The 22,914-nt window shown below is 66.7% G+C and carries 20 protein-coding genes; 17 read left to right on the plus strand and 3 right to left on the minus strand.

Going from position 1 to position 22,914, the window contains the following annotated elements:
* Both AC1VXD_RS17590 and AC1VXD_RS17595 read left to right on the plus strand, forming a co-directional pair.
* On the plus strand, positions 1–181 hold a 181-nt coding region (locus AC1VXD_RS17590), incomplete at its 5' end, for an IS3 family transposase (protein WP_482993121.1).
* A 35-nt stretch (positions 182–216) separates the two neighbouring features.
* Positions 217–606, plus strand: coding sequence for a hypothetical protein (locus tag AC1VXD_RS17595; protein WP_482993122.1), 390 nt, complete (start codon positions 217–219; stop codon positions 604–606).
* 71 nt (positions 607–677) lie between these two features.
* Here the strand turns inward: AC1VXD_RS17595 and trxB are convergent, their stop codons facing one another.
* Complete coding sequence (gene trxB, locus AC1VXD_RS17600) at positions 678–1,649, minus strand: thioredoxin-disulfide reductase (protein WP_482993123.1); 972 nt, start codon at positions 1,647–1,649, stop codon at positions 678–680.
* Between the two features lie 233 nt (positions 1,650–1,882).
* Between trxB and AC1VXD_RS17605 the strand changes: the two genes are divergently transcribed.
* The 14 genes from AC1VXD_RS17605 (at position 1,883) to AC1VXD_RS17670 (ending at position 19,224) form a co-directional block, all read left to right on the plus strand.
* Positions 1,883–4,243 carry a DNA translocase FtsK gene (locus AC1VXD_RS17605; RefSeq protein WP_482993124.1) on the plus strand — a complete coding sequence of 787 codons (2,361 nt, stop codon included), beginning with the start codon at positions 1,883–1,885 and terminating at the stop codon, positions 4,241–4,243.
* 36 nt (positions 4,244–4,279) lie between these two features.
* Positions 4,280–6,217, plus strand: coding sequence for a DUF3857 domain-containing protein (locus AC1VXD_RS17610; protein ID WP_482993125.1), 1,938 nt, complete (start codon positions 4,280–4,282; stop codon positions 6,215–6,217).
* Positions 6,218–6,328: 111 nt separating this feature from the next.
* A complete protein-coding gene (gene lolA / locus AC1VXD_RS17615) occupies positions 6,329–6,967 on the plus strand; it encodes an outer membrane lipoprotein periplasmic chaperone LolA (RefSeq protein WP_482993126.1) in 639 nt (212 codons plus the stop codon).
* Positions 6,968–7,003: 36 nt separating this feature from the next.
* Complete coding sequence (locus AC1VXD_RS17620; protein WP_482993127.1) at positions 7,004–8,386, plus strand: replication-associated recombination protein A; 1,383 nt, start codon at positions 7,004–7,006, stop codon at positions 8,384–8,386.
* A gap of 144 nt (positions 8,387–8,530) precedes the next feature.
* Positions 8,531–8,905, plus strand: a complete 375-nt coding sequence (locus AC1VXD_RS17625) for a DUF805 domain-containing protein (protein WP_482993128.1) — start codon at positions 8,531–8,533, stop codon at positions 8,903–8,905.
* 170 nt (positions 8,906–9,075) lie between these two features.
* Entirely contained in the window at positions 9,076–10,086 is a 1,011-nt protein-coding gene (locus AC1VXD_RS17630) for an alpha/beta hydrolase (protein WP_482993129.1), read from the plus strand.
* Between the two features lie 121 nt (positions 10,087–10,207).
* Positions 10,208–11,587, plus strand: a complete 1,380-nt coding sequence (locus AC1VXD_RS17635; RefSeq protein ID WP_482993130.1) for a YncE family protein — start codon at positions 10,208–10,210, stop codon at positions 11,585–11,587.
* A 53-nt stretch (positions 11,588–11,640) separates the two neighbouring features.
* Positions 11,641–12,687, plus strand: coding sequence for a heme/hemin ABC transporter substrate-binding protein (locus AC1VXD_RS17640; RefSeq protein WP_482993131.1), 1,047 nt, complete (start codon positions 11,641–11,643; stop codon positions 12,685–12,687).
* Positions 12,684–13,727 (plus strand): FecCD family ABC transporter permease, encoded by a 1,044-nt coding sequence (locus AC1VXD_RS17645; RefSeq protein ID WP_482993132.1) that lies wholly within the window; start codon positions 12,684–12,686, stop codon positions 13,725–13,727. The genes AC1VXD_RS17640 and AC1VXD_RS17645 overlap by 4 nt, the downstream gene beginning before the upstream one ends.
* Positions 13,724–14,485: a heme ABC transporter ATP-binding protein gene (locus AC1VXD_RS17650; protein ID WP_482993133.1), complete on the plus strand. Its 762-nt coding sequence runs from the start codon at positions 13,724–13,726 to the stop codon at positions 14,483–14,485. The genes AC1VXD_RS17645 and AC1VXD_RS17650 overlap by 4 nt, the downstream gene beginning before the upstream one ends.
* 74 nt (positions 14,486–14,559) lie before the next feature.
* On the plus strand, positions 14,560–15,309 hold the full coding sequence (locus AC1VXD_RS17655) for a hypothetical protein (protein ID WP_482993134.1): 750 nt from the start codon (positions 14,560–14,562) through the stop codon (positions 15,307–15,309).
* Between the two features lie 403 nt (positions 15,310–15,712).
* On the plus strand, positions 15,713–17,749 hold the full coding sequence (gene fusA / locus AC1VXD_RS17660) for an elongation factor G (RefSeq protein WP_482993135.1): 2,037 nt from the start codon (positions 15,713–15,715) through the stop codon (positions 17,747–17,749).
* Positions 17,750–18,084: 335 nt separating this feature from the next.
* Positions 18,085–18,357, plus strand: coding sequence for a hypothetical protein (locus AC1VXD_RS17665; RefSeq protein WP_079221882.1), 273 nt, complete (start codon positions 18,085–18,087; stop codon positions 18,355–18,357).
* 111 nt (positions 18,358–18,468) lie between these two features.
* A complete protein-coding gene (locus AC1VXD_RS17670; RefSeq protein WP_108770681.1) occupies positions 18,469–19,224 on the plus strand; it encodes a SapC family protein in 756 nt (251 codons plus the stop codon).
* A 1-nt stretch (position 19,225) separates the two neighbouring features.
* On the opposite strand, the gene AC1VXD_RS17675 is transcribed toward AC1VXD_RS17670, so the two are convergent.
* Together AC1VXD_RS17675 and AC1VXD_RS17680 are read right to left on the minus strand one after the other, a co-directional pair.
* Complete coding sequence (locus AC1VXD_RS17675) at positions 19,226–21,337, minus strand: ATP-binding protein (RefSeq protein WP_482993136.1); 2,112 nt, start codon at positions 21,335–21,337, stop codon at positions 19,226–19,228.
* 197 nt (positions 21,338–21,534) lie between these two features.
* Entirely contained in the window at positions 21,535–22,161 is a 627-nt protein-coding gene (locus AC1VXD_RS17680; protein ID WP_482993137.1) for a response regulator, read from the minus strand.
* Positions 22,162–22,509: 348 nt separating this feature from the next.
* Here AC1VXD_RS17680 and AC1VXD_RS17685 point away from each other — a divergent pair, with 348 nt between their 5' ends.
* A complete protein-coding gene (locus AC1VXD_RS17685) occupies positions 22,510–22,770 on the plus strand; it encodes a hypothetical protein (protein WP_482993138.1) in 261 nt (86 codons plus the stop codon).
* Positions 22,771–22,914 lie beyond the last annotated feature (144 nt).

The raw sequence follows: 22,914 nt of genomic DNA on the forward strand, positions 1-22,914 counted from the left end.
GAGCTTCTTCCAGCTGCTGAAGCGGGAGCGGATCAAGCGGAGGATCTACAGCAATCACGACGAGGCACGCGCCGACGTCTTTCAGTACATCGAGATGTTCTACAACCCAAAGCGGCGGCACAGTTCCAACGACGGGCTGTCCCCGGTAGAGTTTGAGAAGCGGTACGCACTAAACGGCTGACGACTGTCTACAAAAGCCTGGGCGATTCAGATCGAATGGAGCGGCTTGAGGGGCAGTCCAACGATATCCGTGTGCAGGTCTCCTTCGACTTCACTGAGGGGGCGCTTTGGATTCATTTTCGTCCTGGGATCCTGCCGAATGACTATGGCGCCAGCTTTGAAGATCAGCATGACGACTTCCGTCATAGCTTGACGCACATTGCGCAAAAGGCTGCACCAGTAAAGGAAGTTACATTCCGCTACGACGGTCGCGAGATCGAAGCGTACTTCCCGGAAGTCAGGCAGGAGGCGGAGGATGCTCAGAGGGCGCGTGAAACGAGGTCGCAGGGCATGGGTACTCCCAATGCGGAGTGCATCCGCGGGCCGGGAGGCGCGGTTGCAGGTGCCGATGTCCCCGCCGGGGTCGAGGCTGCGACAGCGGGATGAAGAAACGGGCGCTTCCGCGCCCGTTTTCCCCAGTCGAGCATGGCTCGACTCTACAAAAGCCGGCTGAAGCCTCAGCTGGCCTTGCCCTGTGCATCCAGGTAACGCTCGGCGTCCAGTGCGGCCATGCAGCCGAAGCCGGCCGAGGTAATCGCCTGGCGGTAGTGCTGGTCGGCCACGTCGCCGGCGGCGAACACGCCTTCCACCGAGGTCTGGGTGGCGTTGCCGCCCAGGCCCGAGCGGATTTCCAGGTAGCCGTTGTTCATGGCCAGCTGGCCGTCGAACAGCTGGGTGTTCGGGTGGTGGCCGATGGCCACGAAGAAGCCGTGGGCCTCGATGTCGCGGGTGCTGCCGTCCAGGGTCGACTTCACCCGCACGCCGGTCACGCCGGCGTCGTTGCCCAGCACTTCTTCCACCTGGTGGTGCCAGACGGTCTCGATCTTGCCGGCGGCGACCTTGGCGAACAGCTTGTCCTGCATGATCTTTTCCGCCTTCAGAGTGTCGCGGCGGTGGACCAGGTAGACCTTGCGGGCGATGTTGGACAGGTACAGGGCTTCTTCGACAGCGGTGTTGCCGCCGCCGACCACGACCACGTCCTGGTCACGGTAGAAGAAGCCGTCGCAGGTGGCGCAGGCAGACACGCCGCGGCCCTTGAAGGCCTCTTCGGTCGGGATGCCCAGGTACTTGGCGGTGGCACCGGTGGAGATGATCAGCGCATCGCAGGTGTACTCGTGGCTGTCGCCGATCAGCTTGAACGGGCGCTGGGACAGGTCGGCCGTATGGATGTGGTCGAAGATGACCTCGGTCTCGAAGCGCTCGGCGTGGGCCTGCATGCGCGCCATCAGGTCCGGGCCCATCAGGCCGTGGGCGTCACCCGGCCAGTTGTCCACCTCGGTGGTGGTCATCAGCTGGCCACCCTGCTGCAGACCGGTGATGACGACCGGCTTCAGGTTGGCGCGGGCGGCGTAGACGGCGGCGGTCCAACCGGCCGGGCCGGAACCGAGGATGACGAGGCGCTGGTGGCGGGAGGGCAGGCTGGTGCTCATGTAAACTCGCGAAAAGGTAGATGGGACAAGGCGCTGGCGATGTTTGCGCAGCATCCTCGGCAGGTCATAGAGTGGCGGCTGGGGCGGGGTGATTCAAGCCGATGAACAGAACGCCGTCACCCACGGGTGGTTTTGGCGCCTGTCGGCACCCTGGATGCTACCCGTGACTGAAAACTGATGCCGTGTCGTTTATTATCAAACACTAACAGCGCATTCCAAAGGTATGGTCTAAGGTGGCGAAGCAGGTGCCCGAACGCTCCAAGTCCGACGACAAAAAGGCGTCGCGTCGCTCGGCGGCAGCGGCTCCAACCGACAATCCCCGCCGTCAGCGCCTCTGGCGCGACCTGGGTCTGATCGCCATCGCGCCGGCGCTGCTGTATCTGGCCGCCAGCCTGTTCACCTATTCAGCCAGTGATCCGGGTTGGTCGCACACCGGCAGCGTCGTCGCGCCCGTGCACAACATGGGCGGCCGTGCCGGCGCGTGGATCGCCGACGTGCTGCTGCAGCTGTTCGGCTACATCGCCTTCCTGCTGCCGGTCGTGCTTGGCGCGCTGGCGTGGATCGCCATGTTCGGCCTGAAGCGCGAGAGCAAGGGCGAGAACGATCTCGATCCGGCCCTGCGCCTGGTCGGCCTGGTCGGCTTCCTGATTGCTGGCACCGGCTTCCTGCACGTACGCCTGTTCGGTGGCGACGTATCCAGCGCGGGCGGCATCCTCGGCAAACTGGTCGGCAGTTCTCTCACCGTCGGCTTCGGCGCACTGGGCGCGAACCTGTTCGTGCTGGTACTGCTGCTGGCCTCGATCACCTTGGCCACCGGCCTGTCGTGGTTCGCGGTGATGGAAAAGATCGGTCGCGGCGTGATGTCGCTGGCGCCGCTGCTGGAGCGCAAGAAGGAACAGGCCACCGAGTGGCAGCAGACCCGCGCCATGCGCGAGGAGCGCCAGGAAGTGCGCAAGGCCGATGCCGAAGTGCGCGCCAAGCGCGAGCCGGTGAAGATCGAGCCGCGCCCGGAGCCGGTGATCGAGAAGAGCGATCGGGCCAAGCGCGACACGCAGATTCCGATGTTCCGTGGCGTCAACGGCGATGGCTCGGACCTGCCGCCGCTGGCCCTGCTGGATGATCCGAAGCCGCAGCCGGTGGGTTACGACAAGGACACCCTGGATGCGCTGTCGCGGCAGATCGAGTTCAAGCTCAAGGACTTCCGCATCGACGCGCAGGTGGTCGGCGCCAATCCGGGCCCGGTCATCACCCGCTTCGAGATCGAGCCGGCACCAGGCATCAAGGTCAGCCAGATCAGCTCGCTGGACAAGGACATCGCCCGCGGCCTGTCGGTGAAGTCGGTGCGCGTGGTCGACGTCATCCCGGGCAAGTCGGTGATCGGCCTGGAAATCCCCAACGTCACCCGCGAGATGATCTACCTCTCCGAACTGCTGCGTTCGAAGGAGTACGACAAGTCGGCCAGCGTGCTGACCCTGGCGCTGGGCAAGGACATCGCCGGCCGGTCCACGGTGGCCGACCTGGCGCGCATGCCGCATCTGCTGGTGGCCGGCACCACCGGCTCGGGCAAGTCGGTGGCGGTCAACGCCATGGTGCTCAGCCTGCTGTTCAAGGCCTCGCCGAAAGACCTGCGCATGCTGATGATCGACCCGAAGATGCTCGAACTGAGCGTCTACCAGGGCATCCCGCACCTGCTGGCGCCAGTGGTCACCGACATGAAGGAGGCCGCCAACGGCCTGCGCTGGTGCGTGGCCGAGATGGAGCGCCGCTACAAGCTGATGAGCGCGGTGGGCGTGCGCAACCTGGCCGGTTTCAACAAGAAGGTGAAGGACGCCCAGGACGCCGGCCAGCCGCTGATGGACCCGCTGTTCAAGCCGAACCCGGAGCTGGGCGAAGCGCCGCGCCCGCTGGAGACGCTGCCGTTCATCGTCATCTTCATCGACGAATTCGCCGACATGATGATGATCGTCGGCAAGAAGGTGGAAGAGCTGATCGCGCGCCTGGCGCAGAAGGCGCGTGCGGCCGGCATCCACCTGATCCTGGCCACCCAGCGCCCGTCGGTGGACGTCATCACCGGCCTGATCAAGGCCAACATCCCGACCCGCATCGCGTTCCAGGTCAGCTCGAAGATCGATTCGCGCACCATCCTCGACCAGTCCGGCGCGGAAACCCTGCTGGGCCACGGCGACATGCTGTACCTGCCGCCGGGCACCGCCATGCCCGAGCGCGTGCATGGCGCGTTCGTCTCCGACGATGAAGTGCATCGCGTGGTCGAGCATCTGAAGGCGATGGGTCCGGCCGACTATGTCGACGGCGTGCTGGACGAAGTGCAGACGATGGGCGACGGCGTGGTGGTCGGTGCCACCGGCCTGCCGGAGACCAGTGCTGCCGGCGACGAGTCCGACCCGCTGTACGACGAGGCGCTGCGCGTGGTCACCGAGACCCGTCGTGCGTCCATTTCCGGCGTGCAGCGGCGCCTGAAGATCGGCTACAACCGTGCAGCACGACTGATCGAGGCCATGGAAGCGGCCGGCGTGGTCAGTGCTCCCGAACACAACGGCGACCGCACGGTGCTGGCACCGCCGCCGCCGAAGTAAGTCCCGCCACGCCTACGACGTCCAAGGATCCGACGCATGTTCCGACCCGCTCCCTGTGCGCTGGCGCTGGCTTGTCTGCTTGCTGCCGGCCCGGCCCTGGCCGGGACGTCCGCCTCGGCGCCGTCGCCGGCACCGCCGTCGGTCGGCAGCGATGCCGAGGCCAGCAACAACTTCAGCTTCGTCCGTTACCGTGCGGATTACGTGGTGCGTCCGGATGCCGGCAGCGTGCAGACCGAAACCTACGAGATCCTGCTGAAGACCAAGGCGGCGGTCGAGCAGTTCAGCCAGGTGCGGCTGAGCTACAGCGAGAAGATGGAAACCCTGGACGTGGTCAGCGCCTACACCCTGACCGCCGATGGCCAGCGCCGTGATGTGCCGGCCGATCGCATCTACACCCAGGAAAGCTATTCCAGTGCGGCGGCGGCGATGTACGCCGACCGCAAGGTGCGGGTGATCGTGTTCCCGAACCTGGCGCCGGGCACGCGCCTGGTCTACCAGGTGCGCCGCGCCCAGCAGACGCCTTACTTCCCCGGCTATTTCGGCCTGTGGGAGACCTTCAATGTGTTCACCCAGTACGACGACGCCGAGGTGACCTTGAGCGCACCGGCCAGCCTGCCCATGTACGTGGACAGTCGCGGCGTGCAGGGCAGCGACACGCCGACGGTGAAGAACGGCCAGGCGCAGTGGCGCTGGCGCTACCAGCGCCGCGATCCGATGCAGGCGCAGAACTGGGCGGCGGCCGTGTGGGAGTTCGGCCCGAACATCATGGCCAGCACCTTCCGTGACTGGGCCCAGGTGGGCCACGCGTACCAGGTCAAGGCCGGCGCAGCGGCCGAGGTGACGCCGTCGATCCAGGCGCTGGCCGATGAGGTGACTGCCGGCATCAGCGACCGCAAGGCGCAGGCCGATGCGCTGTACCGCTGGGTGGCGCAGAACATCCGCTACGTGGCCGTGTACCTGGGCAATGGCGGGCTGGAGCCGAACAGCGCGCAGAGCATCCTCGACAACCACTATGGCGACTGCAAGGACCATGTGGTGGTCCTGGAAGCGCTGCTGGCGGCGAAGGGCATTGCCAGCTCTCCGGTGCTGATCGGTGCGGGCGGTGGCCCGACGCTGCCAGAGATTCCGGTGCTGGGGCGCTTCAACCACGCCATCACCTACGTGCCCGAATTCGATCTGTACCTGGATTCGACCAGTGCCTGGGCGCGCTTCGGCCAGCTGCCCGACGGCGACCTCGGTGCACCGGTACTGCGCACCCGTGACGCGACGTTGGCGCGTACCCCGGCCAACGATCCGCAGCGCAACGCGACGGCGATGGACGTGCGCTTCACCTTCGATGCGCAGGGCAACCTGCGTGGCGAGACCGTGCCGCAACTGAGCGACAACGCCGAGATCGGCATGCGTGCGCAGTTCGCCCAGCTCAACGCGCAGAACCGCGCGCGTGCCGAGGAGTCGATCATGGCTGCCTCCGGCTTCGACGGGCGCGGCCAGCTGCAGCTGCAGGGCGTGCCGGTCGACCTCACCCATCCGTTCGGCTACCGCATGGCCTTCCAGGCCGAGGACTACGTGGACTTCAGCGTGGCCGGCGGCATGGCCGTGCCGGATCCGCCGGGCGGGGAATCGGTACGTGGCCTGTACGCCACGGCGTCGGCGCCTGCCAATGAGACGCCGTTCTACTGCAATGCCAGCCTGCGCGAAGAGACCTACCGCCTGCAGTTCCCTGGCAGCGTGCCGATCATCGCCATCCCGCAGAGCCAGCATTTCAGCAATGCGGCCGGTGACTACCGGGTGGACTGGGCGCGGGAAGGGCAGGACGTGATCGTCCACCACCGCCTGCAGCAGAACGCCGTGCGCGGCGCCGATGCCCTGTGCCAGCCGCAGGATTACCCGGCGTTCCGGGCGCTGTACCGCGAAGTGCGGCGCGGCTTCCGCGGACAGGTCCTGTACGGCAGATTGCCGGGCGCGGCGGGCTGAATCGCAGTTGCACGTGCGGGGCGGCATAATGTCGCCCTGATCGCCCATTCATCTTCGCCCGGGCACACTGGCTCCCAACTTTCCTGGCGCATGCGCCCACAGGATTCCTGCATGAACATCCGCTTCCGTCGTTTCCTTGCCACCACCACTCTGGCCGTGGCCTGCGCCGCTGCCGGCAGCGCCTGGGCCGGCGCCCGCGATGACCTGAAGACCTTCACCAGTGGCCTGAAGGGCCTGGATGGCCAGTTCAGCCAGCAGGTGTTCGACGGCCGCGGCAAGGTGAAGGAATCGACCAGCGGCCGCGTGGCCCTGTCGGCGCCGCGCCTGTTCCGTTGGGAATACGTACGCCCGCACGAACAGCTGATCGTGGCCGACGGCAAGAAGGTCTGGATGTACGAGCCGGACCTGGAACAGGCCACCGTGCGCGAGCAGGGCAAGGAAGAGCAGAACAGCCCGCTGACCGCGCTGATCAACCCGGCGCTGCTGGAACAGCAGTACGACCTGAGCGAAGAGGCCGGCAAGCGCGACGGTCTGCAGTGGCTGGCGCTGTCGCCGAAGCGCGATACCGAAGCCAGCTTCCAGTACGCCGCACTGGGCTTCAACGCGCAGGGCCTGGCCAAGATGGAAATCACCGACGCCGTCGGCCAGCGCACCGTCATCACCTTCAGCGGCTGGAAGCGCAACCCCGGCTTCGCCGCCGGCACCTTCAGCTTCACCCCGCCCAAGGGCACCGACGTCATCGGTGATTGATAACGGTCGCCGGGCATGGCCCGGCGCTACCGATGGATGGCGCGGTACAATGATCAGGTGCCAAGACATCGTTCCACTTCTTTCCCCGGCCCCGATCTGCTGAGCGTCGATCGGGATCATCTGCGCCCGCTGGCCGAGCGCATGCGCCCGCGCACCCTCGACGAAATGGTCGGGCAGAAGCGCCTGTTGGCGCCGGAAAGCGCGCTGCGCCGTGCGGTCGAATCCGGCCGCGTGCATTCGATGATCCTGTGGGGCCCGCCGGGCTGCGGCAAGACTACGCTGGCCCTGCTGCTGGCCGAGTACTCCGACGCCGAATTCCGTGCCATCTCCGCCGTGCTTTCCGGCCTGCCAGAGGTTCGCCATGTGCTGGCCGAGGCGGCGCAGCGTTTCGCCGAAGGCCGACGCACCGTGCTGTTCGTCGACGAAGTGCATCGCTTCAACAAGGCGCAGCAAGATGCGTTCCTGCCGCACATCGAACGCGGCACCATCCTGTTTGTTGGCGCAACCACCGAGAACCCGTCGTTCGAGCTGAACTCGGCGCTGCTGTCGCGCTGCCGCGTGCACGTGCTCGAAGGCGTTTCGCCCACCGACATCGTCGAGGCGCTGGAGCGTGCGCTGGGTGATCGCGAGCGCGGCCTCGGCGAAGAGCACATCGAAGTGGCGCCCGAACTGCTGCTGGAAATCGCCACGGCTGCCGACGGCGACGTGCGCCGTGCGCTCACCCTGCTGGAAATCGCCGCTGAGCTGGCGGGCGGGGAGGGCGGTCGCATCACTCCGCAGACCCTGACCCAGGTGCTGGCTGACCGCACCCGCCGTTTCGATAAGGGTGGCGAGCAGTTCTACGACCAGATCTCGGCGCTGCACAAATCCGTGCGCAGTTCCAACCCTGATGCCGCGCTGTACTGGCTGACGCGCATGCTCGATGGCGGCTGCGATCCGTCCTATCTGGCGCGCCGGCTGACCCGCATGGCCATCGAGGATATCGGCCTGGCCGATCCGCGCGCGCAGAGCATGGCGCTGGAAGCCTGGGACATCTACGAGCGCCTGGGCAGCCCGGAGGGTGAGCTCGCCTTCGCGCAGCTGGTGCTGTATCTGGCCAGCACCGCCAAATCGAACGCCGGCTACGCGGCCTTCAACCAGGCCAAGGCCGACGTGCGCGAAAGCGGTACCGAAGAAGTGCCGCTGCACCTGCGCAACGCCCCGACCAAGCTGATGAAGGAACTCGGCTACGGTGCCGAGTACCAGTACGACCACGATGCCGAGGGTGGCATCGCGCTGGACCAGACCGGTTTCCCGGATGCGATGGGCGAGCGGGTGTACTACAACCCGGTGCCGCGCGGGCTGGAGATCAAGCTGAAGGAAAAGCTGGACCGTCTGCGCGCAGAGCGTGAGGCGGCGAGGGCAGCAAAAGGCCGCTGACCCCGCTTCTGTAGAGTCGAGCCACGCTCGACTGCTTTCGCACCCCAGTCGAGCACGGCTCGACTCCATAAAAGCCGCCGCATTTGTCGCGGCTGCCGGCCTTTGGCACACTGCGCGCCTTCTTTTCCCAAGGACTTTCCTGCCATGGACCAGCTCATCCTGCCGTTGAAGCGTTACGCCCAGTTCGAAGGTCGCGCAAACCGTCGCGAATACTGGATGTTCCAGCTGTTCATGCTGATCGTCTCGGTGGTGCTGATGGTGCCGATGATCACCGCACTGGTGATGCAGTCCGATGGCCTGGGCATCGCGTCGATCATCCTGTTTGTCCTGTTCTGGCTGGCCACCCTGCTGCCGGTCATCGCCGTCACCGTGCGCCGCCTGCATGACTGCAACCAGTCGGGCTGGCTGTACCTGCTGGCCTTCATCCCGTTTGGTGGCCTGGTGATCTTCGTGTTCACGCTGCTGCCGGGCACGCCGGACGCAAACCCTTACGGCCCGGTTCCGCCGGAATTCGGCTGAGTCTTCAGCAGGCAGGTACGCCGGGCGTGGCCCGGCGCTACCGCTCGCGGCCCGCAAGGATCGCGCACGATACACAGCGCGACCTGTGATCGATGTGATAATCATTCGCGTTTAAGGTAGACTGCGGTCCCTTGATGAAGAGGCGGCAGTGCCCGCCGCATCCGTCACCCATGATGTTTTCCGCACGCTCCTTCGGCTGCCTGGCCGCCCTGATGATGGGGGTCCTGATGGCCACGCCCTACGCCCATGCGCAGCAGCGCAATCCGCAGCAGCTGATGGGTCGCACCGTGCTCGACGAGCCGGCGTCCAGCTATCGCTTCGAACGTTTCGTGATCGACAGCCCTGACCAGCAGCGCCGCTGGCGGGTGAACGTGGCGATCCCGGCAAAGGCCTCCAGGACCCCGTCGCCGGTGCTGTATGCGCTGGATGGCAACGCCGTCGCCATGGTGCTGGACCAGCCACTGCTTGCCGAGCTGGCCGCCACCAAGGCGCCGCCGGTGCTGGTGCTGATCGGCTACGACAACGAGCTGCGCATCGACTCGCCGGCCCGCACCCTGGACTACACCGCCTGGATCGACCGCGCCGATGACGAGGGCGGCACCACCCAGGCCGTTGGCGGTGGTGCCGACGTCTTCCTCGACCTGATCGAGCGCCGCATCAAGCCCGAAGTGGAGCGCCGCGCGAACATCGACAGCCACCAACAGTCGCTGTGGGGTCACTCGCTGGGCGGCCTGTTCGTGCTCAATGCGCTGTACACCCGACCCGCCGCGTTCCAGGCCTATCTGTCGGCCAGCCCGTCGCTTTGGTGGAGCCAGGGCGCGGCCTTGGGCGATCCCGAGCAGCAGTTCGTGCAGAACGTGCATGGCCAGCCGGCCAAGGTCTGGTTGATGCTGGGCGGTGCCGAGCGTGTCGGCGACCGCGGCAAGCGTGACATGAGCAACCCGCGCGTGGTCGCGCATCTGCGCCGCATTGGCGGCGCCACCCCGGATGCCGCCCTGCAGCTGTCCACGCGCCTGGCCAAGGTGCCCGGCCTGAGCGTGCAGTACCGCGAATTCCCCGGCCTCGGCCACGGCCCGATGCTGCCCGCGTCCTTCCACGCGGCCCTGCATGAGCTGTACGGCGTGGCCGACCGCAGCGTGGACGATGGCAAGGCGCCGTCGTCCGCAAACGCTGCGGAATGAATCCCCGCACGGCCTGGCCGTGCGACCCCACTACCCAGGCAGGACTGCCGATGTGCAGCGGCCCAGGCAACCGATGAATCCCGCGCCACGAGGCGCGGCCTACGTGTGCAAGGAGCCTTCCATGTCGTTTCGTCCGTCCCTCCGCCTGACCTCCCTGGCCGCCGGCCTGCTGCTGGCGGTCACCGCCACCGCGCAGCCGGTGTTCGACCAGCCCGCCAGCGCCACGTTCAAGGGCAGCGTGATCTCGCGCGGCGAGAACGTTGTTCCCGGAAGCACGGCCGAGGTCATCGGCCGTGGCTTCGTGCCGGGGCAGCAGGTCAGCCTGGTGCGCGGTGACAGCGTGCTCAACGCGCAGCCGCTGGTGGTCGATGCCGATGGCAACTTCAAGACCTCGCTGGCGATTCCCGCCGATGCCGTGCCGGGCACGCACCCGGTGGTCGTCCGGGCCAGCCAGCCGTCGGCGGCCACCGTGCTGAAGCTGCGCATCTCGCCGCAGCTGCCGCTGTCGGGCCAGCAGCAGTTCGCCACCCAGTCCAGCAAGCTGGTGCCGGGCCTGTACCAGTCGGCCTACAGCGCCGCCAGCAACGCGGTGTTCGTCACCTCCTCGGTCGGCCGTCCGCCGGTCACCCAGTCGCAGCTGCTGAAGCTGGACCCGAAGACCCTGAAGGTGACCAAGGCGATCACCCCGGCGCAGGTCGCTGGCACCACCAATGGCGCGGTGTACGCGGTCTATGGCGTGGGTGTGGATGACGCCAACGGCAATGTCTGGGTCACCAACACCCGCCAGAATTCGATCGCGGTGTACCGCCAGAAGGATCTGTCACTGGTCCACCAGTTCCCGGTCGACACCGTGCCGCATGCGCGCGACGTCGTGGTGGATGGCACCCACGGCAAAGTGTTTGCCTCGGCCACCGGCGAAGACCACCTGTCGGTATTCGATGCCAGGACGCTGAAGGAGCTGCCGCCGATCACCCTGGAGTCGGGCGTCGACGAAGGCAAGTTCACCCCGATGAGCCTGGTGCTGGACGAAAAGGCCGGCAAGCTGTTCACCGTCAGCATCGGCACGCCCGAGGCTGCGGTGATCGACGTCGCCACCGGTAAAGTCGACAAGGTCATCGATCTGGGCAATTCGATCAGCGCCTCGGGCGTGGCCTTCGATGCGCAGCAGAACCGCCTGTACGTGGCCTCGCAGGGCACCGACAACCTGCTGATCGTCGATGTGGCCAGCGGCAAGGTCGTGCACGACGTGCCGGTGGGTGCCGGTGCGCTGAACGTCGCCTTCGATGACAAGAGCGGCCTGGCCTATGTCACCAACCGCGGCGCCGGCACCGTCACCGTCGTTGACCGCGATGGCAAGGTGGTCGGCAACCTCGATGGCGGCACCTTCCCCAACCATGTGCGCGCCGATGGCAAGGGCAGCGTGTTCGCGGTGAACAAGTCGCGCGGCGCCGACGACGCCAAGGGCGACCGCATCACCCGGATCACCCCGCGCCAGCCGTAACCCACGTGCCGGGCGAGGGCGATGACTTCGCCCGGCCAGCAAGGAGATTTCGCATGAACATCGCTTCCCGTCTGCGCCTGTGTGCGCTTCCGCTGGCCGTTTCACTGGCGCTGGCCGCCTGTGGCGGCACTTCGGCGCCGCCTGCGGCCAACGACGCCGCTGCGCCTGCCGCAGAAAACGCCGCAGCGGCTACCGAACTGCCTGCCGGCTGGCAGCGCGTGGCGGGCACCGATCTGCCGGCCCTGACCGGCCAGGTGCCGGTGCTGCCGGCCAAGGTGCGCTCTGACGATGGCGCCGACGCCGAAGTGACCGACACCAGCCGCATCATCGCCGGCGGTGACGATGTGATTGCCGTGCTGGAGGCGCTGGGCCTGGGCAAGCAGGTGTTTGCCGCACCGACCAACACCACCACGCAGGCCGGCCAGGCCGCGCCGCACCAGTTCCTGTTCAACCGCACCACCGGCGTCGAGGGCGTGGTGAGCCTGCATGGCTCGCTGTTCCTCGGCAACAGCCTGCGCCGCCACACCGTGCTGGCGGGCAAGCTGCGCGAGGTGGGCGAATCGGCCGTGGTGATCGATGACCTGCAGCCGGCGCCGGACAAGGTGCGCAAGGTGGCGGCCGCCGTGGGCTTGGCCGATGCCGGGCAGACTCTGGCGACGCAGGTGCAGCGCCAGTTGGATGAGGCGGCGGCACTGGGCAAGGGCCTGGCGCATGCGCCGCGCGTGATCCACGTGTCGGCTACCGGTGGCGGTGGCAATCCGACCGTGGCCGGCGCAGACAGCGCGTCGGCCGGGATGATCGCCCTGGCGGGCGGCGTCAACATCGGCAGCGAGGCAGGGGTGAAGAACTACTCGCAGCTGAGCAATGAAGGCGTGATCGCCGCAGCACCGGAGGTGATCCTGGTGACCGAGCATGACCTGCAGCAGTTCGGGGGCGCCGACGGCCTGTGGAAGGCCTATCCCACCCTGAAGCAGACGCCGGCCGGCGCGGCCAACCGGGTCTGGGTAATGCCCGATGTGCAGCTGAAGTACACCAGCGTCGGCACCGGCGCGGGCGCCCTGGCCCTGGCCAGGGCTCTAGCGGCGCTGCCGCCGGCATGAGTCCGGCTGATCGGCGCCGCCGTCGCGGGCGGGTGATGCTGTGGGTGGCGCTGCTGGCTCTGGTGGGCGCGGTGCTGGCGTCATTTGCGATGGGGCCGCTGCGCCTGCCGCCATTGGACGTTCTGCAGGCCTTGGGGGTGAAGCTGGGCCTGGTGGATCCGCAGGCGGTCAGCCGCCGCGACCTCGCCGTGGTGTGGCAGCTGCGCATTCCGCGCGCCCTGCTGGGGGCCATGGTGGGGGCGGCGTTGGCAATGGCTGGCGCGAGCCTGCAGGGATTGTTCGGCAATCCGCTGGCCGACCCCGGCATCGTTGGCGTCAGCCAAGGCGCGGCGCTGGGCGCCGTTGCGGCGATCGTCCTGGGGGCGGCAGGCGCAGCGGGCTGGCTGGTGCCAGTGGCTGCATTTGGCGGTGGCGCACTGGCCATCGGCCTGACCTACGCATTGGCGCGCCCGGGAAAGGGCAGTGGCAATGCAACGCTGCTGCTGGTGGGCATTGCGATGGCGGCGTTCTGCTCGGCGCTGATCGGCTTCCTCACTTACATCGCCAGCGAGAGCCAACTGCAGTCGCTGGTGTTCTGGCAGATGGGCTCGTTGGCGCAGGCCAACTGGGCAGACGTGGCCGCCGTGGTGCCGCTTTTCGCCATTGGTGTTTTCGCGCTGCTGCGTATGGCCACGCCGCTGGACATGCTGGCGCTGGGGGAGCGCCAGGCGCAGCATCTGGGCCTGGATGTCGCGCGGACGCGACGGATGCTGGTGGCTTTCAGCGCGTTGCTGGTGGGTGCGGCGGTGGCGTTTGCCGGCTCGATCAGTTTCGTCGGCCTGGTGGTGCCGCACGTCGCGCGGCTGCTGGTCGGCCCGGGCCATCGCTGGTTGCTGCCGGTATCGGGCGTGCTGGGGGCGCTGTTGATCGTCATTGCCGATACCGCCGCGCGCACACTGGATCCGCCGGCGGAAATTCCGCTGGGCCTGTTCTCGGCCGCGCTGGGCGCGCCGTTCTTCCTTTGGCTGGTGCTGCAGCAGCGCCGCAAGGACACGCCATGAGCGATTTCCTGCAGTTGCGCGATGTGGTGGTGCGCCACCAGCAGCGCGAGATCCTGCATGGCATCAATCTGACCTTCGCACCGGGTACGGTGACCGCGCTGGTCGGCCCGAACGGCGCCGGCAAATCGACCCTGCTGGCGGTGGCCGCCGGCGATCTGCGGCCCGATGTTGGCGAAGTGCAGTTGCATGGTGCCCCGCTGCGCAGCTACAAGTCCGGCCCGCTCGCGCGCAAACGCGCGGTGATGCCGCAGGAACATGGCGTGCGCTTCGCCTTCAGCGTTGAAGAAGTGGTGGCGATGGGGCGGCTGCCGCATCCGCCGGATCCCACGGTGGACGATGCGCGGGTGGAGGCGGCCATCGACGCCGCCGAGCTGCAGGCGCTGTGCCTGCGCGAAGTGCAGCAGTTGTCCGGCGGTGAATCGGCACGCACCACGTTTGCGCGCGTGCTGGCGCAGGACACGCCGCTGCTGCTGTTGGATGAGCCGACAGCCGCACTGGATCTTCGCCACCAGGAACGCACGCTGCGCAGCGTGCGCGCGTGTGCCGAAGCGGGCGCCTGCGTGATCGTGGTGCTGCATGACCTGAACCTTGCGGCCGGATATGCCGATCGCATTGTGCTGCTGGAGCAGGGCAGGGTAGCGGCCGATGGCACGCCTGCGCAGGTGCTGACGGAAGCGAACCTGCAGCGCGTGTATCAGCAGGATGTGGTGGTGCTGCAGCATCCCCGCCGGGGCGTGCCGCTGGTGGTAGTGACCTGACCCCATTGAGCAAGGCTGGATTCCGCTTCGCACCGTATTATTGGCGGTTCGTTTTTCTCAACGGACTGACCCCCATGAAGCATCGTTTCCCCCGCACCGCCTTGCTGGTTTCGTTGGCTGCAGCGGCGTGCAGCGTCCATGCCGCATCCACCCGCACGGTGTCGATCGAGAAGGCGGCCGACCAGGCCACGTCCATCGAGACGCGCCATGCCAATGGCGCAGGCGCCAAGCCTGATCTGTTCGCCACGCACTACTACACCGGCGGCGCGATGATGATGGCCTGGGGCGACCAGCGCGTACTACTGCTCTGCAAGAAGTCGGCATACCTCAAGCTGCCGGGCATGAAGCCCGCCGCCAGTGAACTGCCGCTGGAAAAGCGCCAGATGGTCGGCTATGAAGCCATGATGGCCGGCTACGGCGGCATCGCTGCCATTGCCGGCCTGGCGGATGGCTCGGTTGAAGTGGCCGACGATGGCAGTGAAGTGCGTCGCCATGCCGAGCGCTCGTGGGCCTACGGCACTGAACGCTACGACGTGATCAGTCAGCGCATGCCGGATGGTGCGCTGCGCGTGCGCGCGTTGAAGACCGCAACGGTGAACAACGCCAAGCCGTCCAAGCCGGGCGACACATTCAGCACCGATGAGGATCAGGCTGCGCGCCTGGCCGAGCTGGGCGCGGTGGGCAGCTGGACCGAGATCACGATGTACGACTCGCCCAAGCGTGCCGAGGTCGATCCTGAGTATTCGTTGAAGGACTGGGTGTCGGTGACCGGTGACCATGCCGCGACTGTGGCTGAGGCGCGGCGGATCAACGGCTGCGAGTGATGCTTGGTGGAGGGGTTAGAGCCCTTGGCTTTTCCAAGGGATCTGGCCCCACCAAGCCTCATCGTTCCATTCATGCGTGCAATAGCCACTTGCGCGCCAGAATGGCAGGTCTAGAATGCGCCCCATGAACCGGATGCCGCTCCTGAAGTTTTTCACCCTGACCCGCGCAAGCGCGGAACGGGCGTGTCTGCCTGGAGTGCCACGGGGCCGTTGATACGGCCATCGATGGACCATCCACAGAGCGCCCTTCGGGGCGCTCTTTTCGTTTCCGCCATTTCATTCCACCCGCAACACCGAGGAGAACGTGCCATGCACCAGATCGCCGAGACCGAACGCTAGCCGCGCGCCCTGTCGCCAACCGGGGTGCGCGGCCCCTGAAGTTGGCTTTGCAGGAACCTATCTCATGAACACCCATGTCCTTTCCCGCCGTCGCAACCTCGGCATCATTGCCCACATCGACGCCGGTAAAACCACGCTGACCGAACGCCTGCTGTGGAAAAGCGGTGAGATCCATCGCGTCGGCGAAGTGCACGACGGCAATGCGACCACCGATTTCTCGGCGATCGAACGCGAACGCGGCATCACCATCGGCGCGGCCGCCGTGCAGGCGCAATGGGCGCCGCGCGACCTGCCGCCGCATCGGCTGACCCTGATCGACACCCCCGGCCACATCGACTTCGCCATTGAAGTCGAGCGTTCGCTGCGCGTGCTCGACGGTGCCGTGGCCGTGTTCTCGGCCGTCGATGGCGTGCAGCCGCAGTCGGAAACCGTGTGGCGCCAGGCGCGCCGGCATCGCGTGCCGCTCATTGGCTTCGTCAACAAGATGGACCGCGTCGGCGCATCGTTCGAGCGCGTGCTGGAGCAGCTGCAGGACAAGCTGCAGGCGCGGCCGTGGGCGCTGGGCGTGCCGTTGGGTAGCGAGAGCGAGTTCCATGGCTGGGTCGACCTGGTTGACGAGCGCGTGCTGCGTTGGCAGGACGGCGCTGCGGCGTCCATCACCCCCTGGGGCGAGGACGAGCGCGCGCCGTGGCAGGCGCAGCGGCAGGCGCTGATCGAGGCTGTGGCCGACCATGATGACGTGCTGGCCTCGGCGTGGCTGGAAGGTGCGGCGATCGATGCGGCGATGTTGCGCGCAGCGATCCGCCGGGCCACGCTGGCCGGTGCCGGCGTGCCGGTGCTGGCGGGCGCGGCCTTCAAAGACAAGGGCATCGAAACGCTGCTGGACGCGGTGGTCGATTACCTGCCGTCGCCACTGGATCGCCCGGCCGTCACTGCCGAAGCGGAACACGGCGAGGTGTCGCTGCCGCCGGATCCGGACGGTCCGCTGGCGGGCCTGCTGTTCAAGATCACCCACCAGCAGCACGGCGCGCTGAGCTTCGTGCGGTTGTACTCGGGCACCTTGAAGGTGGGCGAAGCCATTGCCAGTTCGCAGCACCCGCAGGGGCGCCGCGTCAGCCGCCTGGTGCGCGTGCAGGCCGACCAGACCCACGACATCGAGCAGGCCATCGCCGGCGACATCGTCGCGGTACTGGGCTGGAAGGATGCCGTCAGCGGTGAAACGCTGAGCGGGCGAGGGCAGCCGTTGCGCCTGGAGAGCATCCAGTCGCAGGCGCCGGTACTGGCCTGGCGGCTGGAGCCGGCACGCGCGGCCGACCTCATCCGCATGGCGCAGGGCCTGGCCAGCCTGGCCCAGGAAGACCCGTCGTTCAAGGTGGAAACCGAGCGCGACAGTGGCGAAACCCTGGTCTGGGGCATGGGCGAGCTGCACCTGGAGGTGATGGTCGAGCGCCTGCGCAGCGAATGGAAGGTCGATGTTGGCGTTGGCGCGCCGCGCGTGGCCTACCAGGAAACGCCGTTGCGCGCGGTGTCCGGCGTGGTTGGTCGGGTCTCCAAGCAGAATGGCGGCCAGGGCCAGTTCGCCCATGTGGTGCTGGACGTGGTGCCGCGCGAGGACGACCAGGTCGTGTTCAACGACCGCATCGTCGGTGGCGTGGTCCCGCGCGGCTTCATCGCCGCGGTGGAAAAGGGTGTGCGTGCGGCGCTGACCTCCGGGCCGCAGGGACATCCGGTGGTGGGCATCGAGATCAGCCTGGTCGATGGGGAAACCCATGCCAAGGACTCCTCGGAGATGGCCTTCCACCGCGCTGGCGGCGAGGCGATCAAGGCCGCGCTGGCTGCGGGCGGTACGCAGCTGCTGGAACCGGTGATGGCCGTGACGGTGCATTCGCCGTCGGCCTCGGTGGGTGATGTGGTGGGCGACCTCAACCGTCGCCACGGCCGCATCGCACGCATCGACGACCAGGAAGGTCGCGCCGAAGTCAGTGGTTTTGCGCCGCTGGCCAACCTGGTGGGTTACACCACCTCGTTGCGCTCGCTCAGCCAGGGGCGCGCCAGCAGTGAAGCGCATCTGCACGGCTACGAGCCGGTGCGCGCTGGGTGATGCAAGGCAGAGGGAGCCGGTTCGCGGGCTCCCTTTTTTTGTTCTGCCGATGCCATGGGCATCCACACGTGGCGTGGATCTACTCGTGTCTGCGGGCGTCATTGGTATCCACGCATGGCGTGGATCTACTGGATCTGCGGGTGTCATGCGCATCCATGCATGGCATGGATCTACAATGGCGCAGTAGTTCCACGCCATGCGTGGATAGGGCGGGTCCTCCACTACGCGCGCCGGCTCGCGCTGCAATGCAACACAAGTGCAGAAAAAGCTGGATTAAAGTGATGCCTCACGATAAATTGCGCACCCCTGTTGATTTGCCGCCGATCGCACCCGCCATGCGTGATGACAACGACCCCGGAACCCTGGAGCTGACCCTGCCGCGCAAACGCGGTCGGCCGCCCAAGTTCGGGTACGCCATGAGCGATGCGCAGCGGGCTGCGCGCTACCGTGCGCGCAGGGCAGGGCAGGCCAACCACGCCGATGTGCGCTCGTGCAGTGACATGGTGCTGCTGGACAAGATCCGCGCGGCCGTCAGTGCCCGCGACACCGAACTGGCCGGTTTTCTGGTGCACGTGCTGTGGCAACGCTACCCGCTGCAGCTGAAATAAATTCGCGTCGGGGTGGCTCTTGTCATGCGGCTTGTTGATAATGCGGGGTTCAGGTTGTTCCCGCTGGCGCGCCCGGGATGGCAGGCGTGCATGTTCGACATGGCTTTGACGATGACCACCACCAGCGATACCACCACCGAAGCTGCACAGAGCGGCGCACCCCTGTTCTACACCCGTCCGGTGCCGCTGCAGGCCGACGTGCATGCCGATGTGCGCATCCTGCCGGGCAAGCTGGAGTTCGCTGCTGGCAGCAACTCGATCCCGCTGGTGCTCGGCGAATTCTCGCTGGCGCTGCACCACTTCCCGATTCTCTTCGCCGGCCCCACCGCCGTGCCGATGGCCGCAGTCGGCATCACCACCGAAAACCTGTTCATCACCGATGGCCTGTGGGCGGATGAAACCTACATCCCGGCCTACCTGCGTCGCCATCCCTTCATCTTCATCGACACCGGCAAGGACAATGACTTCCTGCTGGGCATCGACGAAGAGAGCCCGCGCATCGTGCGTGGCGGCGAAGAAGGCCAGCCGCTGTTCGTCGACGGCAAGGCCACCGACATGGTGCAGCAGGCACTGGAGTTCTGCGGCCAGTTCACCCGCGAGCACGAACAGACCCAGGCCTTCTCCAAGGCGCTGCTGGAAAACAACCTGCTGGTCGAGCGCAACGCCACCATCCGCCTGCCCGATGGCCGTGAGTTCAACCTCAATGGCTTCTTCGTGGTGGACGTGGAGAAGTTTGTCGCACTGCCGGACGCCACGGTCGTCGAATGGCACCGCAGCGGCTGGCTGGCGCTGATCCACCAGCACCTGATGTCGCTGGGTCGCTTCAATGACCTGACCCGTCGCCAGGCCGAGCGCAACGCAGCCTGAGTCAGGGCTCTGGCGCGGCGGGAAGATCGCCGCGCCAGACACGCAACACCCGCAGCAGCCGCTGGGCTTCGTGCCAGTCCGCAGCAGCGGCGTTGCCCACGCTCCACAGTTCACCCGCCACGTCCTGCATGGCGGCGGCGCCGCGCATCTGCAGGACGCCCTGCAGACGGTGGGCATGATGACGCAACACTGTCGTATCCTGCGCGTCCACGGCCTGTTGCAGCAGCGCCATTTCTGCACGGATGTCCTGGTCGTAGTCCGCAAGCAGCTGTGCCGGCAGGTCGGTTGCGGGCGATTCATCTCTGACGCGAAGGCCCAGTGCATCCAGCAGGCGTTCGATCTGCAGAGGCTTGACCAGCACGCCATCGAAGCCCGCACGCTGGCAGCGCTGCAGGTGCTCATCACCGCTGTGCGCTGACAGTGCGAGCAGGCATGGCCGATCCGCCTGATCGCGCTCCTGCCCGCGCAGCTGCGCAGCCAGCGCGTAGCCATCCATCGCGTCCAGTTCTATGTCGAGCAAAACGACCGACGCGGGCGAGGCGGCCTGCTGGGTAAGCGCCGCGGCAGGAGTACCTGCCTCGCGCACGGCCGCGCCGAGCTGCTGCAGCTGCGCGGCAATGACCCTGCGATTGAGTTCGTGGTCGTCGACCAGCAACACCTGCACGCCACTGAGCGGCCACGGTGTATCCGGCACTTCCTGCGCAAGCGCGCGCTCATCCAGCACCCGCACCGGCACACGCAGGGTGAAACGGCTGCCACGGCCATGCACGCTATGTGCATCAAGGGTGCCCCCCATGGCCTGCGCCAGCTGACGGCTGATCGATAGACCCAGTCCGCTGCCGCCACGTTGACGGCCGCCATCGGCCTGGCGATAGGGCGCGAACAGCTCGGCCATCTGTGCGGGCGCAATGCCGACGCCGCTGTCGACCACCTCGATCTGCAGCCGGGCAGGGTGGGATGCAACGTCCAGTTCGACGCGCAGGTCCACGTTGCCCACGTCGGTGAACTTGAGTGCGTTGCCCAGCAGGTTGTCCAGAATCTGTCGCAGGCAGTCGGGATCGAGCACCACCGGCGGCAAGGCATCGCCTGCATGCAGTTGCAGGCGCAGGCCGCGCTGCTGGGCCTGCGGCGTGGCTGCCTGCACGGCCTGCATGCATAAAGCAGCTGGCGCGCATGGTTGAGGCCTCGGCCGGAAGCTGCCGTCCGCCAGCCGGGAGAAATCCAGGGCGCGGTTGAGCAGCCTGCGCAGGATCTGCCCGGCATTGGCGGCGATGGAGGCAAGTTCGTGCGCACCTGCCGGCAGCGGACCCTGCTTGAGCAGGTCGACCGCACTCACCATGGCCTGCGCCGCATTGCGCACTTCGTGATTGACCATGCTGGAGGCGTGGTTGCGCTCACGCTGCTGTGCTGGCAGGCGATTGCGCCTGCGCTTGGATACGGCCAGGGAGATAGACAAGGCCAGCATGCCGATGACGATGACCGGCCGCACCCAGCGCGGCGTGCGGATGGTGGCATGACCCCATCGGTCCGCCAGCGTCTGTCGAGCCCAGTGCTGCAGCAGCGCAGCGTGCTCATCAATGCTGATCTGTGCCAAGGCATCTTCGATGCGATCAATCAGCTGCTGGTCACTCTGGCGTGCCAGCAGGTGCAGCTCGCGGGGAAAGTGTCCCCGCAGTGGCTGCACGCGCAGGCTGCCGCTGAAGTCGCGCCTGAACACCGGCCGCAGACTTGCTTCCAGGCCTATGGCTGCATCTGCCTTTCCCGCATCGACCAGTGCCAGTGCCGCGTGCATGTTGGGCGCCGCAATGACCTCCACCTGTGGGTGGCGCGCGATCAACCAGGCGGGGTAGGGGCCGCCTCCCACGGCGGCCAGCTTCTGGCTGCGCAGCCCGCCTGCGTCGTGGGGCAGGGGTGCGCCCAGCGGGCCAGCCAATACGGTGTCGCCCCCGCGAAACGGACGCGATTGGATGAGGCCGGCGCAGGGCAAGGGCAGGTCGCTGGCCTCGCCTTGCACCAGCACCAGGTCGGCCTGCCGCGTGCAGACCGCCGCGATGGCGGCGAGGGTGCTGTCATGCGGCTGATCGATAAAGGACAGGCCGGAGTGCTGCGCCACCAATTTCGCATAACGATGTGCAATGGTGGGCGGCGCGTCCGGCTGTGGCGGCTCAGGGAATGGTCGCAACATGGGGCCGGTTGCGACACGCACCGGGCGTCGTGGGTGCCCGGTTGGCTGCGGCCCATCCATCGTTGCGCTGGTAAGCAGGCAGACCGCGAGGGCCGCAATTGTCATGCGCCGCCACGCTGGGGCGATCACAGCGCCTCCAGTTGGGTGCGGAGCGCGTAGATTTCGGCGTCATTGCGCAGGCCAAGCTTGCGCAGCGCGGCGCTCTTCTGGGTGCTGATGGTCTTGATGCTGCGGTGGCGCTGCACTGCGATTTCGGACACCGTCATGCCATCCAGAAGCAGATGCAGCACCTCGCGTTCGTTGCGGCTGAGCGGTTCGCGCGTGGGCGGCAGTTTGCACCCGGGAGGAAGCCGGTACAGCCCCTGGGATACCCGGACTACAGCATCGGAGAGCTCGGCCAATGGCTCGCATTTGCTGACATAGCCACTGATTCCAGCATCCAGCAGCACTTGGATGCCGGCGTTCGACGACTGGCCCGCAAACGCCAGCAGCGAGACCCGCGGCGCGCACTCGCGCAGCTTCAGCACCAACTCGGGGCCGCTCAGATCGTCCACGCCCAGTGTGATGTCGATGATGGCCACATCCACCGGGTGGTTCATCAGGTACTTCAACAGTGGCGCGCTATGGCCGTGGCTGGCGACGATCCTGAAGCGCGTATCGGTGCCGAGGTGCGTGCCGACGCCGCGTCGGACGACGTCATGATCGTCGAGCAGTGCCAGCCGAAGGCGACGCGGTGCAGGATATCCATTCATGCGCAGGGAGGTGATCGTCGCCCAGGGGCGTGGCGCTTATTCTGGCGCCGCCATCCTGGTGGTCATCGAATTCGTACGATTTTTGCGACTATTCCTAAACGGGCGGCTGGCGACCTGTGTGTGCTTTGAAATCTGGGGGCCAGGGCCTTGGTCGGGCGCCCAGATCTCAAGGAATTTTGGTTATTAACGTGACGCGTCACGGCCATTTGGTTCGGCAATCTACGAGGAGGCGATATGCGGGCCTCGATCTGGTGGCGTGTTGTGTGCCTGGGGATGGCGCTGGCTTGTGCCGGAGCTGGTTAGGCGCAGGAGGCCCAGATCGAACGACGCCTCGAGGTTGCCGGTGTCATGGCGATCGTTCCGGGCGGCCGGACCCTGGGATCCATCAGGCTGGATGGTGGCCGGTGCTTTGACCTGGCGCCGCCGGAAACGGTGCTGAAGCAGCGGCAGCGCTGGCAGAACAAGCGTGTAGTGGTGAGCGGGCCGCTCATGTACTGGCCGCAGAGGTTGGTTGCCGGGTTGATGTGGATCGACATCAAGGACCGGAAGGTTGAGGGGGTTAGGTGCTCGGAGAGCATCATCTATGTGGAAACGCTCAGGAGGTTGTAGATCCTGCGGCACACCGTCCGCCATAGAACATAATATACATTATGCGAAATGGTGGATGGCCCGAGCTGCGGCGTTCGTCTCCTCCGCATGGCAATGGCTGGGCCTCTGGCTCGGCTCTTGCCTCCCTGATCGCTCCCCCGACAA

It is taken from the genome of Stenotrophomonas sp. STEN054 (assembly GCF_056854535.1).

Bases quoted from the DNA above. Each gene is read 5' to 3' on its own strand.
- AC1VXD_RS17595 (WP_482993122.1), top strand. From the start codon at position 217: ATGGAGCGGCTTGAGGGGCAGTCCAACGATATCCGTGTGCAGGTCTCC.
- trxB (WP_482993123.1), bottom strand. From the start codon at position 1,649: ATGAGCACCAGCCTGCCCTCCCGCCACCAGCGCCTCGTCATCCTCGGT.
- AC1VXD_RS17610 (WP_482993125.1), top strand. From the start codon at position 4,280: ATGTTCCGACCCGCTCCCTGTGCGCTGGCGCTGGCTTGTCTGCTTGCT.
- lolA (WP_482993126.1), top strand. From the start codon at position 6,329: ATGAACATCCGCTTCCGTCGTTTCCTTGCCACCACCACTCTGGCCGTG.
- AC1VXD_RS17620 (WP_482993127.1), top strand. From the start codon at position 7,004: ATGGCGCGGTACAATGATCAGGTGCCAAGACATCGTTCCACTTCTTTC.
- AC1VXD_RS17625 (WP_482993128.1), top strand. From the start codon at position 8,531: ATGGACCAGCTCATCCTGCCGTTGAAGCGTTACGCCCAGTTCGAAGGT.
- AC1VXD_RS17630 (WP_482993129.1), top strand. From the start codon at position 9,076: ATGATGTTTTCCGCACGCTCCTTCGGCTGCCTGGCCGCCCTGATGATG.
- AC1VXD_RS17635 (WP_482993130.1), top strand. From the start codon at position 10,208: ATGTCGTTTCGTCCGTCCCTCCGCCTGACCTCCCTGGCCGCCGGCCTG.
- AC1VXD_RS17640 (WP_482993131.1), top strand. From the start codon at position 11,641: ATGAACATCGCTTCCCGTCTGCGCCTGTGTGCGCTTCCGCTGGCCGTT.
- AC1VXD_RS17645 (WP_482993132.1), top strand. From the start codon at position 12,684: ATGAGTCCGGCTGATCGGCGCCGCCGTCGCGGGCGGGTGATGCTGTGG.
- AC1VXD_RS17650 (WP_482993133.1), top strand. From the start codon at position 13,724: ATGAGCGATTTCCTGCAGTTGCGCGATGTGGTGGTGCGCCACCAGCAG.
- AC1VXD_RS17655 (WP_482993134.1), top strand. From the start codon at position 14,560: ATGAAGCATCGTTTCCCCCGCACCGCCTTGCTGGTTTCGTTGGCTGCA.
- fusA (WP_482993135.1), top strand. From the start codon at position 15,713: ATGAACACCCATGTCCTTTCCCGCCGTCGCAACCTCGGCATCATTGCC.
- AC1VXD_RS17665 (WP_079221882.1), top strand. From the start codon at position 18,085: ATGCGTGATGACAACGACCCCGGAACCCTGGAGCTGACCCTGCCGCGC.
- AC1VXD_RS17670 (WP_108770681.1), top strand. From the start codon at position 18,469: ATGACCACCACCAGCGATACCACCACCGAAGCTGCACAGAGCGGCGCA.
- AC1VXD_RS17680 (WP_482993137.1), bottom strand. From the start codon at position 22,161: ATGAATGGATATCCTGCACCGCGTCGCCTTCGGCTGGCACTGCTCGAC.
- AC1VXD_RS17685 (WP_482993138.1), top strand. From the start codon at position 22,510: ATGGCGATCGTTCCGGGCGGCCGGACCCTGGGATCCATCAGGCTGGAT.